Origin of the sequence: Clostridium algidicarnis DSM 15099 (assembly GCF_002934235.1) — a bacterium.
Taxonomy (GTDB): domain Bacteria; phylum Bacillota; class Clostridia; order Clostridiales; family Clostridiaceae; genus Clostridium_L; species Clostridium_L algidicarnis.
The window spans coordinates 42,030-55,378 of the sequence record NZ_PTIS01000011.1 but is presented as its reverse complement, the minus strand read 5'-3'; the positions used below and the strand labels follow the sequence as shown (position 1 = coordinate 55,378).

At 29.2% G+C, this 13,349-nt stretch carries 12 protein-coding genes and 1 tRNA gene; 9 read left to right on the top strand and 4 right to left on the bottom strand.

The genetic code is table 11. The features are described from left to right. Positions 1-54 precede the first annotated feature (54 nt). On the bottom strand, positions 55-882 hold the full coding sequence (locus BD821_RS08705) for a PHP domain-containing protein (protein ID WP_104410138.1): 828 nt from the start codon (positions 880-882) through the stop codon (positions 55-57). Between the two features lie 290 nt (positions 883-1,172). Next, positions 1,173-1,649, bottom strand: a complete 477-nt coding sequence (locus tag BD821_RS08700) for a DUF4883 family protein (protein WP_169994083.1) — start codon at positions 1,647-1,649, stop codon at positions 1,173-1,175. 361 nt (positions 1,650-2,010) lie between these two features. On the opposite strand from BD821_RS08700, the gene BD821_RS08695 reads away from it, so the two are divergent. Further along, positions 2,011-2,259, top strand: coding sequence for a hypothetical protein (locus BD821_RS08695; RefSeq protein ID WP_104410136.1), 249 nt, complete (start codon positions 2,011-2,013; stop codon positions 2,257-2,259). Between the two features lie 145 nt (positions 2,260-2,404). Here BD821_RS08695 and BD821_RS08690 read toward each other — a convergent pair whose 3' ends face one another. Beyond that, on the bottom strand, positions 2,405-2,992 hold the full coding sequence (locus tag BD821_RS08690; protein ID WP_104410135.1) for a protein kinase: 588 nt from the start codon (positions 2,990-2,992) through the stop codon (positions 2,405-2,407). Positions 2,993-3,273: 281 nt separating this feature from the next. On the opposite strand from BD821_RS08690, the gene BD821_RS08685 reads away from it, so the two are divergent. The 5 genes from BD821_RS08685 to BD821_RS08665 all read left to right on the top strand — a co-directional run bounded on the left by BD821_RS08685 (position 3,274) and on the right by BD821_RS08665 (position 7,760). Next, on the top strand, positions 3,274-3,801 hold the full coding sequence (locus tag BD821_RS08685) for a GNAT family N-acetyltransferase (RefSeq protein ID WP_104410134.1): 528 nt from the start codon (positions 3,274-3,276) through the stop codon (positions 3,799-3,801). Between the two features lie 35 nt (positions 3,802-3,836). Beyond that, the gene (glcT, locus tag BD821_RS08680; protein ID WP_104410133.1) at positions 3,837-4,700 is read left to right on the top strand and encodes a glucose PTS transporter transcription antiterminator GlcT; all 864 of its coding nucleotides are present in this window, start codon (positions 3,837-3,839) and stop codon (positions 4,698-4,700) included. A 346-nt stretch (positions 4,701-5,046) separates the two neighbouring features. Continuing rightward, positions 5,047-5,529, top strand: coding sequence for a PTS transporter subunit EIIC (locus tag BD821_RS08675; protein ID WP_104410132.1), 483 nt, complete (start codon positions 5,047-5,049; stop codon positions 5,527-5,529). A gap of 53 nt (positions 5,530-5,582) precedes the next feature. After that, complete coding sequence (locus BD821_RS08670; RefSeq protein WP_104410131.1) at positions 5,583-6,971, top strand: PTS transporter subunit EIIC; 1,389 nt, start codon at positions 5,583-5,585, stop codon at positions 6,969-6,971. A gap of 420 nt (positions 6,972-7,391) precedes the next feature. Beyond that, positions 7,392-7,760, top strand: coding sequence for a hypothetical protein (locus BD821_RS08665; RefSeq protein WP_104410130.1), 369 nt, complete (start codon positions 7,392-7,394; stop codon positions 7,758-7,760). A gap of 129 nt (positions 7,761-7,889) precedes the next feature. Here the strand turns inward: BD821_RS08665 and BD821_RS08660 are convergent. Next, a tRNA-Leu gene (locus BD821_RS08660) sits at positions 7,890-7,976 on the bottom strand. Between the two features lie 331 nt (positions 7,977-8,307). Between BD821_RS08660 and glsA the strand changes: the two genes are divergently transcribed. The 3 genes from glsA to polA all read left to right on the top strand — a co-directional run bounded on the left by glsA (position 8,308) and on the right by polA (position 13,312). Beyond that, positions 8,308-9,225, top strand: coding sequence for a glutaminase A (gene glsA / locus BD821_RS08655; protein WP_029450838.1), 918 nt, complete (start codon positions 8,308-8,310; stop codon positions 9,223-9,225). A 225-nt stretch (positions 9,226-9,450) separates the two neighbouring features. Continuing rightward, positions 9,451-10,599 (top strand): chorismate synthase, encoded by a 1,149-nt coding sequence (gene aroC / locus BD821_RS08650; protein WP_104410129.1) that lies wholly within the window; start codon positions 9,451-9,453, stop codon positions 10,597-10,599. An 82-nt stretch (positions 10,600-10,681) separates the two neighbouring features. After that, entirely contained in the window at positions 10,682-13,312 is a 2,631-nt protein-coding gene (gene polA, locus BD821_RS08645) for a DNA polymerase I (protein ID WP_104410128.1), read from the top strand. The last annotated feature ends 37 nt before the right edge of the window (positions 13,313-13,349 follow it).

The window sequence follows — 13,349 nt, the reverse complement described above, 5'->3', positions numbered from 1 at the left end:
TTATAATATATAGGAATAGAAAAGTAAGACTAAATGTTAAATTGTAGAATTACCTTAAATAAAAATATTTATAAAGTCTTCTAGTTCATTTAATGTACTATCAATAGAGCCTATATATCCATGTTTAACATCACTTTCTATTCCATGAAAGTCTGATCCACAACTTATAAGCTTATTATTTTTTAGAGCTATATTTATATACTTTTCTTGTTCTTCTAGAGAGTTTAGATAATATATAGCCTCTAGTCCATGAAGATTGAACTTTATTATATCCTCTACAGGGGTCTTTTTAATTAGTTTTGGATGGGCTAAGATTACTATTGCGTTTAAATCTCTTAGTATGGTTATACCTTCATTAAGAGAAATATTTTTATTTTGCACGTAAGCAACACTATCCTTATTTATAATGTTCTTAAAGATGTATTGAAATGTATATGGGTATCCCTTATCAATTATAGCCCTTGCTATATGCGGCCTTGCAACTACTCCTTTAGCACTTTGTCTCACATCTTCGTAATCTAATTTAATATTAAAAAATTCATCTAAATTAGAAATCATTTTTTTTGCCCTACGTATTCTATAATCTTGTATTTCCGATAAAAAGTTTTGAAAGTTTGGATTCTTATAGGAATCATCAGTAAAGTATCCAAGTATATGAATGCTTTCATCATTATGTATGGTAGAAAGCTCTATGCCAGGGATAACTTTAATACCCAATCTTTCACCTGTTAAAATGCCTTCACAAAGGGAAGACGTTGTATCATGATCTGTTATAGCCATCAAGCTTAAAGCTTGTGATTTTGCTAACTTAACTAATTCTTTAGGGCTAAGTCTTCCATCAGAAGCATTGGTGTGTAAATGAAAATCTGCGTGTATATCCATAGTCTCACTCCTTCTTTTATTAAGTATATATAAAATACATAAATTACTCAAACATTAAAGTAAAAGTTTAATAGTTTATCCGATGGCTACCATCCGTAACACCCCTATCCTCTTCAAGGTGGGGGATGACGGCTGCTATGCCCCTGGATAAGTTCTTCTAAGACTTTGATGGAGAGATGGATTCCTTATAAGCAAACTCCACCTGAGTCTAAGAATCACTTGATTTTAACCTTAAAAGAAAGAGTTATGATATAAGATATATTATATAATGTTGAAAATAAGTATATGTTTTATAAAGGCTTATCTATCTTATATTTGCAAAATCTATATAAATTATAGGCTACAGGAATATTTTTCATGGATATGAAGTCCATTTGTTTATTGCCATCCCATGGATAAATGGAAATAAAATCAGCATCATAAATATTTATTACATATTTCATAGAATTAATGGTTATAAATATCTTATAACTAGGAGATTTATCAATACCATAAGGATCATCTATGAAGTCATCGGTATTAAGTGAAGAAAAAAAGTTTGTTAATACTTCCATGTCCTCTTTATTAAGTGAAGATTCTTTATGAAGATTAGTTTCATATAAGGTAGACGAAAATTCTTTATATTCATTTAAGGTATTAAATAAATTTTCTGTATAAAAGTGGTTACTAGGTTTAGGACTAATGGGTAAATTAGTATCAGAGAAAGTGCAACTAACAAGAAGCACTGAACTTATTATTATGGATATTATTATATAGGGTAATTTCAAGGAAATTCACCTCACAATCATTTCAAAATAAAAATATGAATAAATATATATTAATATTACTTTTAAACAAAAAAATAAAAATAAATTATAAGTATAAAGGTTTATATATGAAAGTGTTAATAAAAGTTAGAAATCCTTAACAGAATATTAATACTCTTTTACCATAAAATATGATATATTTATATTGTAGAAATATAATAATAAATTAAGTAACCTAACCCCTTATTTATATAACCCTTTTAATTTAAAGATATTGGTATCCCCCACCAATATCTTTTTTTGTCTTTTTATAAAAAGGATACTAAAAATAGTAATCATAAAAGATACTGATTCATATTATATAGTAATGGAGGTATTTAATATGATTAACTTTCAAGATATAGGACTAATGTCAGCTGTAGTTATGGGCTTATCCCAGGTAGCTAAAGAGCTTGGAGTAAAAGTTAAGTTAATACCATTACTGAATTTAATACTAGGAATTATTGCAGGAATTTTGTATGTATCACCAGGAAACTTTAAATTTGGCATACTTTCAGGTATTACCATTGGCCTTTCAGCTTCAGGATTCTACTCTGGGGTTAAAAATGTTAGGCAAGCGTTTCGGGGATAAAAACAAAGATAGTTATTATTTTAGCCTACTATGTTTTCAGGGTTTATCCATGAGTTAAATTTATTATAACTCATGGATTTTTTATTAAAATGATTTAGCAAAATAGAGGTAAAATCCTAGACTGTGAATATAATTATACTAACATTTAGTATTTTAGTTCTTTAATGTAGTTCATTATTTTAGGCGTCCAATCATCAAAAAGAGTAGGATCCTCTTTCTTTAGAACTTCTAAAAATGAATCTAGTATTTTAAGTTTATACATACCTTTTGATAGATGTCTTGGAAAATCTCTATCCTTAGTATAAAACTTTTTAGGATCAATAACTTTTAAATCTCCGTTTGGTTGAACAAAGATATCTTTACATCTTAAATCTATTTTTGTAAATTTTAATATTTTAAATTCCTTTAATAATTCAATAATCTTTTTACCTAGCTCATCATTGAAACCATGTTTTCTTATGTATTTTGGTAACACATCGCCTTCTACATATTCTCTTATCATGTAGTTTTCTCCTATCTCATATATCCTAGGGAAATATTTATTACCATTTACCCTTTGTAAGATAAGGTATTCTCCAATAAAACTTTTAATATTAAAACAAATTTTTATAACATTTCCATCTGGAAGTAGATATACTATGCCATTATGGCCTTTACCTAGAAATTTGCAGTCTAAAAGATTAATATCAAAATTATAGTAAGGATTTACAATTGACTCTTTGTTTTTATGCATATGAAACCTTCTATATATTACTTATCCATTATATTTATGATGGTAGTTATAGGAATATAACATATTACTTTAATATTCAAAGCTGTATTTAATAAAATAAAGAATATTTTAAAATAAGAAATGAATATAATATATATAGGATGAATATAAGGTAGGTACTTGATTTTTAAAATTAACTAGAAAGTATAAGGGTAAGTGATATAATAGTATATAAAGTATTTCAAAATAGGAGTATTTCTTATTTATTTACATTAATTGCATGGAAAAGGAGATAGTAAAAAATGTACTATGGAGAAAAGGTTTGTTTAAGAGCATATAAAGAAGAAGATATTGAAAAAGTAACGTCATTTGTTAATGATAAGGAGCTTAAAAAGTTTTATGATACAGATGTCTCATTTCCAATTACCCTTTGGGAAGAGGAAAAGTGGGTAAAATCGCAAAAAGCAGATAAAAGTGGGGAGTATAACTTTGCAATAGAAGATATAAAAACAAAGATGTATATTGGTGGTTGCAATATACAAAATGTTAATTGGCTGACACGTGTAGCCTTAGTTGGAATTATGATTGGAGACAAAGATTACTTAGGAAAAGGCTATGGAACTGATGCTATGAAAGTTTTAATGAATTTTATCTTTAAGGATATGAATATCCATAAGATAAGACTTAGTACTTTTTCCTTTAATATAAGAGCACAAAAGAGTTATGAAAAATGTGGATTCAAAGTAGAAGGAATTCTAAAAGATGAGGTATTTAAAGATGGAAAGTATTATGATGAAATAGTGATGGCAGCTTTTAATCCTATGGAATAATAAAATATATTTATTGTGAGAATGGAGGATTTCCAATGAATAGTTATATTTGCCATAAGTGTAAGGTTGTAAAGGTCTTTAATAACAATGTATTATTAGTAAATGAAAATGATATTGAAAAGATTCTATTTAGAAAAGGCATAGGTTTTGGAAAGAAGACTGGCGATATAATAAATTCAGGTGAAAAGGTAGAAAAGATTTTTACTATAGAAGATAAAACTAATTATGATAACTTTAAACAATTAATAAATTATGCAGATAAAGAAATAATTGCGTTAAGTGAAGAGGTAATAGTCATGATATCTAATGAACTTTCAGAAGAATTAGATGAAAAGATACACATATCACTAACGGATCACATATTATTCGCTCTTAAGAGGTTAGAAGGCAATGAAGAAATAGAAAACCCTTTTCTTTCAGAAACAGAAATACTTTATAAAACAGAATTTGATATTGCAAAAAAGGCAACTATTATTATTGAAAAAGCAACAAAAATAAAAATACCTGATGGAGAGGTAGGATTTATAGCATTACACATACATTCCGCAAGAAATAATGGCAAATTATCTAACACCATAAAATATAATTTTGTATGCAATAGTGTTGTAGAGTTTTTGGAAGAAGAAATGGACATAGAAATAGATAAAAGATCTTTAGATTATGCAAGATTTGTAACTCATATAAGGTTTGCAATAGAACGGTTTTTAAATAATAAGCCTATTAAAAACGAGCTTATTTCAGCTATTAAAAAACAATACAAATCTTCTTATAAAATCGCAAGAAAATCTGCTAAAATAATTGAAGAGCAACTTTATATAGATATAACAGAGGATGAGATAGCTTATTTAGCAATGCACATAGAAAGGTTAAAGCAGTCAAGTTGCAACTGTTGTAATTAGACTTATAGGATATATTAGTGGTAGAGGTTAGAGTCATATATTGACAAAGCTATATTTATATTATATAATTATATTAATAATTAAATATACTTATGTGAAATCGTTTATTAGCGTGTAACCTATTAATAATAGGGCAAAAGCTGAAAAGGAATTAGAATTCTAATCCTTTTCGGCTTTTTTTTATTTAACTTTAGTGTTAAATGTGACTACCATATTAAAAAAAGGAGGCGGAGAAAAGATATGTTAAATATCAAGAATATTTTGAATGTAATTGCACATTTAAGTTAATAATTATGATTTTCACAAATGGTGTATTAATTTATAAAAATAAAATGGAGGGGTAAAGATGGAAAATAGTAAAAATAATTTGCAAGAGTTATTTACTAGTGTGATGAAAGTTTTAATTGCACCAATTATAGTATTACCAGTGGCTGCAATATTATTTAAGATTGGTGATGCAAGTGTATTAAATATTCCTTGGATTAAAGAGATAGGTGTTGCAATATTAAAAAACCTAGGAATTATATTTGCTGCAAGTATTGCTGTAGGTATTGCTGAAGGTAATAACGGGGTTGCAGCTATATCCGCTGTTGTTGGTTATTTTGTATTAACTAGTGTTGCTAAAACTATAAATGTAGATATTAATGCATCTATGCAAGTATTTGCATGTATAGCATCAGGACTTGCAGCTGGTCTTTTATATAATAAATATAAAGATATTAAGCTACCACAAATCTTGGGGTTCTTTGGAGGAAAGAGATTTGTGCCAATAGTTACATCTTTTGTAGGATTAGTTTTAGGACTTATAACAGGATTTATCTGGCCTTAATTTTTAAGAGGATTTATTAAGTCTATTTACAAATAAAAATGGAGGGATAAAAGATGGCAAAAAGTAAAGATAAAGTTTTAGGCTTTTTACAAAAACTAGGTAAGTCATTAATGATACCAATAGCAGTATTACCAGCAGCAGCATTATTACTTAGATTTGGTGATGCTGACTTATTAAATATACCTTGGATTATGAAGGCTGGAGCAGCGGTATTTGATAATCTACCTATTATTTTCGCATTAGGAATAGCAACAGGGTTTGCCAAGGAGAATAATGGAATTGCTGCTATTTCAGCACTTATTGGATATTTTGTTATAAATGGAGTAGCTCTTAGTTTTAATAAAACTATTAACATGGGCGTTTTTGGAGGTATTATTGCAGGTATAACAGCAGGATTATGTTATAACAAGTTTAAGGATATAAAACTTTCTAATAAGTTAAAACTTATTAACGGAAATAGGCTCATACCACTTATTAGCTTGTTTGTATTTATAATTATTGGAATTGTACTAGGGTTTATATGGCCTCCTATTCAAAAAGGATTAGATAGCTTTGCTAACTTTATGGCTCAAACAGGGCCTGCTGGTGCATTCGGATTTGGATTCTTTAATAGGTTGTTAATTCCTTTTGGATTGCATCATATAGTAAATACTGTCTTTTGGCAGCAACTAGGATCCTTTACAACTGAAGCTGGTAAGGTAGTCATGGGAGATTATAATAGATTTTTAGCAGGAGATCCAACAGCTGGTGCATATTTAACAGGATTTTTCCCTATCATGATGTTTGGACTTCCAGCTGCTTGTTTAGCTATGATTACCACAGCTAAAAAGGAAAAGAAAAAGGTAGTTGCAGGTATGTTAATAAGTCTTGCAATAACATCTTTTTTAACTGGCATTACAGAACCAATAGAATTTGCATTTATGTTTTTATCACCAATGTTATATGGAGTACATGCACTATTAACAGGAGCTGCTTTAGCAATTACTAATGCTTTTGGAATGCGTAATGGATTCGCTTTTTCAGCAGGTGCTACTGACTTTTTCATAAATTGGGGTAAAGCAACAAAACCATTAAGCATTTTATTTGTAGGGCTTATATTTGCAGTTATATATTACTTCGTATTTGTATTCTTTATTAAGAAGTTTGACCTTAAAACTCCGGGTAGAGAAGATGATATAGAAGAAGATGCACCTTTAAATAATTTAAGCTTAGAGGAAAAGGCTTTAAATATATTAGCATCGATAGGAGGTAAGGAGAATATTGATTCTTTGGATGCTTGCATAACAAGGATAAGAGTAACTCTAAAAGATACTTCAAAATTAGATGAAATAAAATTAAAGAAGATGGGTATAAGCGGTATTATGAAAATAGGTACAAATAATGTACAAATAGTTGTTGGAACAATGGCAGATCCAATAGTAACTAAGATGAAAAGGTTATAGTATAAAAATAAATAATACTGAATCTTCTTTTGTTGGGTTATGTTCAGGCAATATGCATATTATGAATTAAATTTAAAAGCTAAAAATATAGTGGTTGTGTTTTAAATTATGCTTTTTAAGCTAGCACATGCATTAGTATTTCCAAATATTAAAGCTAATTAATTATCTCAGTATGCAAAGAAGTACGGCAGTGAGCTTTTCTCAAAGAAAAAGAGACGATAGAGATAGAATGAGGAGCTTAAAGCAAAACTAGAAAAACAGAAAGTATTATAAATAAAATAAATATAAAAAATTAAAGAATATTGGGTTTTGTAATAATTATAACCAAGTAAATATGATTTAAACAATTTTAAGGAATTTAAAGGAATATGAAAGGTTATGTAGAATTGTATAAATAAAACAAAAATAGGGGGATTTTATATGAAAAAAGTAATCGGAATTTTAAGCATTGTTTTATTTACAATTATAACATTTCAATCTTGTGCAGCTGGACTAGGCAATGCAATGGAAAGCAGCAAAGAAGCAAGTGGTTCAGCTGGCTTTATGTTAGCATTAGCATGGCTTATTGCAGGCATAATTTTATTATGTTCGAAGAAAAGTAAAGGTATGGTCATTACATCAATAGTATTTTATGCACTTGCTGGGATAATAGGTATAGCAAATGTTGGTTCTTTCAAAGATTTAATGATATGGGCAGTAGTTTCTTTTATATTCACAGCACTGTTAATATTCCATTTAGTTAAAAATAAAGAATTATACATTAAGCAGCCTAAAAATATAGTAGGATAATAATTGAAAAGAGTTATCTACTAGAAAGAAAGATATGGAAAGTGAAATTTAAGCTAGTAGTGTGAAACCAATAAAAATGACTGTATCAATAGTTTTAAAACTATTAATACAGTCATTTTTATAAAATTATGGTGCCGGAGGCGGGAATCGAACCCGCATGGTATCACTACCGACGGATTTTGAGTCCGTTGCGTCTGCCAGTTTCACCACTTCGGCATATCTAACAGAGTTTATCATAGCATATTTTTTTTTAGAATGCAACTGTTTTTGCTTAAGTATTGTAATGAGAAAATATGAATAAGGATAATAAACAATTATAATAAAGTTATTAAGACATAAAATTACATAGAAAATAAATTACTCTTAACATAAAAGTTTATAAAGTTTTGAATAAGAATACTAAATATCTATTGTAATAAACATTAAAAGAATATATATTAAGATTGTATGTGAAATATTATTTTAAATATAGAGAGATCTGAAAAAATAGAGGCGAAATATATTAAAATATAAACTAAAGTTTTTGCAGATTATAAGGGGACAAGATATGCAAAATTTATTAAGGGGTATAATAGAAAGTAATAAGATTTATACAAAAGAAGGAACTGTTGCTTCGTACATACCAGAACTTGGTAAAGCTAATAAAGAAGATTTAGGTGTGTGCGTAGTTAGATTAGATGGTAAGGAGTTTATGGCAGGAGATGCTGAAAAGAATTTTACTATGCAAAGTATGTCTAAGGTAATAGCTCTAATTTTGGCTATATTAGATAATGGAAAAAAGTCAGTATTTTCTAAAGTTGGAATGGAACCTACAGGAGATAGTTTTAATTCTATAACAAGTCTTGAGGTTAAACACCCAGAAAGACCCTTCAATCCTATGATAAATGCTGGTGCTATTGCAACCACAGCCTTAATATCGGGTGATACAGATGAAGAAAAGATAGAAAACATATTATCATTCACAAGAAAAATCACAGGAAATAAATTTATTTCCATAAATGAAGAGGTTTACAGATCTGAAAAGGCTACAGGTAATAGAAATAGAGCTTTAGCTTATTTTATGAAAAGTAATGGATTATTAGATGGCGATGTAGAGTCTATTTTAGATGTTTACTTTAAACAATGTTCTATAGAATGCAATTGTAGGGATATTGCAAGAATAGGGTCAATGTTAGCAAATGATGGTGTCTTACCTTGGAGTGGAGAGAAGGTAATATCAAGAGAGGTAAGTCGTATAGTTAAAACTATAATGGTTACCTGTGGTATGTATGATGCTTCAGGTGAATTTGCAGTAGGTATAGGTATACCAGCAAAAAGTGGTGTTGGTGGAGGCATATTAGCATCAGTGCCAAGAAGAATGGGCATTGGAGTATATGGACCATCCTTAGATGAAAAAGGAAATAGCGTAGGAGGTATTAAAATATTAAAGGAGTTATCTGATGAATTAGATTTAAGTATATTTTAAAAGACATTAAAGAGTTTTAAACCAAGGGTTTAGAACTCTTTAATATTTGTTAAATAATTGGTTAATACTAGAGGAACTTGTTTATTAAATGTAAATTTAAGGCCAATTTTAATACAGTTTAAATTAAATATGATATAATTAAATCAGTTTATTCTTATAAGTTAGAGCGTAGAATAATAAAGATATTTTAAAATATATTAGATAGACTAAATGGGAGTGATTAATATGCCCCTTAGATTTTTGGATGGTGGGGAATCTCATGGAAAGGCATTGATTGCAGTTTTAGAAGGTATTCCATCTAATTATGAAGTAGATATAGATTATATAGACAATGAGTTAAAAAGAAGACAACAAGGGTACGGAAGAGGAAAGCGAATGAAGATAGAAAGAGATAAGGTTGATGTTTGGTCGGGACTTAGAGGAAATAAGACCACAGGTAACCCTATAACTTTTATAATTAAGAATAAAGACTATGAAAATTGGAGAGAATACTTTGAAAATGATGTAAAACCTGAAGAAAGAATAGGCGTTGCTAGACCTGGACATGGTGATTTAGTAGGATTTCATAAGTATAAAACCGGTGATATGAGAGATAGCATTGAGAGAACCTCTGCAAGAGAGACAGCTATAAGGTGCGCTGTAGGTGCTCTATGTAAACAAATGCTATTAGATATAGGTATCGATATTAGAAGTAAGGTTTATAGTCTAGGAGAATTTTATGACCAGAATATAGATCTTTTTAATGATGAAAATTATAGCATTATAGAGGAAAGCTCAATGCGATGCTATAATAAGCATATTGAGGATGGTATGAAGTCAACTATAGATATGTGCAAAGAAGAGGGAGATACTATTGGAGGCAGGGTTTATATAGGGATAAAGGGTGTTCCAATTGGGATTGGAAGCTATTCTAATTGGGATAGGAAATTAGATGGCATATTATCCATGGCAATTATGTCTGTTCAAGCAGTAAAAGCTGTGTCTTTTGGAAAAACTTTAGACCTACCTTTAATAGGAAGTATATATAATGATGAAGCATATTTTGAAGAGGGAACTTTAAAAAGAGCAAGCAACAATTGTGGAGGTATAGAAGCGGGAATTTCTAATGGAGAAAACATAGAAATGTATGCTGTAATAAAGCCTATACCATCTGTAAAAAAGGGACTGAATTCTGTAGATCTAATAAAGAAAGAAAATGTAACTAGTCGTTATGAAAGGTCGGATATATCCGCTGTAGTTCCAGCTTGTATAGTACTTGAAAATGTATGTGCATTTCATATATTAGATGAAATTTTAAAAAAGTTTCCTAGTGATGATTTTAATGAGCTAAAGGAAAACATTGAAAGATATAGAAGTGAACTACTTAAGTATTAAAACAAATTAATTATTATTTAATATTTATAAAGTACGCTTAATTTAAATGTTATCACTAAAAATTTTATTATGAAGATGGAGGATGAACATGGAAAAATTGTTAATACTAGATTCCAATAGCCTTATGAATAGAGCCTTTTATGCATTACCTCCACTTACTAACAGTGAAGGAATTCATACTAATGCAGTATTTGGGTTTACTTCAATGCTATTTAAAATTCAAGAAGAAATAAAGGCAGATTACGTGGTAGCTACCTTTGATAGGAAGGCTCCTACATTTAGACATAAAGAATATAAAGAGTATAAGGCTGGAAGAAAAAGTATGCCACCAGAACTTTTTGAGCAGTTTCCTTTGATAAAAGAGTTACTTTCTCTTATGGCTATAGATATCATGGAAATAGATGGCTTTGAGGCAGATGATCTTATAGGAACTCTTGCTGTTTATGCTGAAAGTAAAGGCATTGAAGTTTACATAGTTACAGGAGATAGAGATGCTCTTCAACTAGCCACAGATAATGTAAAAGTTATAATAACTAAAAAAGGTATAACAGAGAAAGAAATATACGATAAAGATAGAATGATAGAAGATTTTGGGGTAACGCCTACAGAATTTATAGATGTAAAGGGACTTATGGGAGATAAATCTGACAATATACCAGGGGTTCCTGGCATAGGAGAAAAAACAGCCTACAAGCTTATACAAACTTATGGTAGTGTAGAATCAGTACTTCAAAATATAGAAGAAATAAAGGGTAAGAAAATCAAAGAAAACTTATATGAATACAGTGAGCAAGCATTATTTAGTAAAAAGCTTGCTACAATAAAAACAGATGTGCCAATAGAAATGGATCTAGATTCCATAAGGTCTAAACAAGAATATGATATTTTAGGATTAAAGAAACTATTTTTTAAGCTTCAATTTAAAACATTAATAGATAGACTTCCTAAAAATGAAGAAGATAAAGATGAAACCCCTTTTGATGAATATGATGTAATTGAGGAGATAGAGGGTCTTAAAGCTTTAAAAAACAATATAAAAGGTTCAAAGGAAAATAAGCCTTTATATATGAGCTTTGATATAATAGGCCAAGAATTATATTCAAATATAGCTATAGAAAGTATATATATAGATTTTGAAGAGAAAGATTTTGTTATAAAGCTTAGTAATCTTTTAGAAAAGGATAGAGAAAACACAATTTTAATTCTAAAAGAATTTATGGAAGATAATAATATAAAAAAGATTTGTTATGATGCTAAGAATGCATACACTTCCTTTAGAAAAATAGGTATAACACTCGAAGGTATAATCTTTGATGTTAAAATAGCAAATTATATTATAGATTCAGCAAAAGGACAACAAAGTCTACAAGAACTTATAAATGAATATCTAGGTAGAGAAGTAAAGGGTGAAGGCGAAGCGTTAAAGGCTCACGAAAATAGACTTATGGTAGAACTTTATGAGGTGCTTAAAGCAAAGATAGAAGAATTTAATATGGAAAGCCTTTTATATGAGATGGAACTTCCTTTAACTAAGGTTTTATCTCATATGGAAGAAGAAGGCTTTAGAATAAATAGAGATATGTTAGATAAGCTAGGTGAAAAATTCAAATTAGAATTAGATAAGGTTCAAAAGGAGATATATGAGTTTTCAGAGGAAGAGTTTAATATAAATTCACCAAAACAGCTAGGAAAGATACTTTTTGAGAAGTTAGATTTACCTGTTATAAAAAGGACAAAAACTGGGTATTCAACTAACGCTGAGGTCTTAGAAGCTTTATCAGAAAAACATCCTATTATTAATAAAATAACTTACCATAGGCAATTAGCAAAAATATATTCAACCTATGTAGAAGGATTAAAATCAGTAATTGACAGTGATGACAAAATACATTCAAGTTTCAATCAAACAGTTACTACAACAGGTAGACTATCTAGTACAGAACCTAATCTTCAAAATATACCTATAAAGTACGAGATGGGTAGAGAAATACGGAAGGTATTTGTATCCGAGAGTGAAGATTCTGTTATATTATCCGCAGACTATTCACAAATAGAACTTAGAGTGCTTGCCCATATTTCTGGAGATGAAAATTTAATTTCCGCTTTTAATGAGCATAGTGATATACATACAAAGACAGCATCAGAAGTATTTAATACTCCTATGGAAGAGGTAACACCACTTTTAAGAGGTAGAGCTAAAGCAGTAAACTTTGGTATAGTATATGGAATAAGTGATTTTAGTCTATCAAAGGATTTAAAGATTTCAAGAAAAGAAGCAAAGCAGTATATGGATGCTTATTTTGAAAGATATCCTAAGGTTAAAAATTACATGGAAGATATAGTTGTTACGGCTAAAAAGCATGGATATGTAACGACTCTTTTAAATAGAAGAAGGTATATACCAGAGGCAAATGCATCTAACATGATAGTTAGAGCATCAGGAGAAAGACTTGCTATGAATGCACCTATACAGGGTACAGCTGCAGATATAATAAAACTTGCCATGGTAAATGTACAAAAAGAATTATATAAAAGAAATATGAAAAGTACACTAATACTTCAAGTTCATGATGAACTTATTTTAAATGTTTATAATGATGAATTAGAAGAGGTTAAAGAGTTAGTAAAAAAGGAAATGGAAGAAGTGTTAGACCTTTCCGTAAAATTGGAAGTAGATATAAATATAGGTGAAACATGGTATGAAGCAAAATAAATAATATATAATTTAAAAGTAACTGATGATTTAGGCA